1 pseudogene is annotated in these 245 nt (G+C 54.7%); it reads right to left on the reverse strand.

From position 1 onward, the window contains the following. Positions 1-245: pseudogene (locus SB816_RS34130) on the reverse strand (hypothetical protein); the annotation flags it as partial.

The following is a 245-nucleotide window of genomic DNA, read 5'->3' on the forward strand; positions in this document are numbered from 1 at the left end:
CGGGTTATCCAGTACCGGCGCACCTGCTTTTTTGTCACCCTGTTGCCTTGCCGCCTGACCAGCCAGCAATCGCAGTTCACGGTAAGCCTGACGCCCCGGAATGCCAAAGAAGCGGAATTGCTGAACACGATGCAGAGACGCCCAGGCATTAACGTATTCAGCGTTATCACGCAGGGATTTACCCGTTTCCTTGCTGATCTCCCCAGCCAGACCACGCCCGTCAATGTTCTTACTGATGTATTTCG

The organism is Achromobacter sp. SIMBA_011, from assembly GCF_046535435.1.
Lineage (GTDB): Bacteria > Pseudomonadota > Gammaproteobacteria > Burkholderiales > Burkholderiaceae_B > Achromobacter > Achromobacter dolens.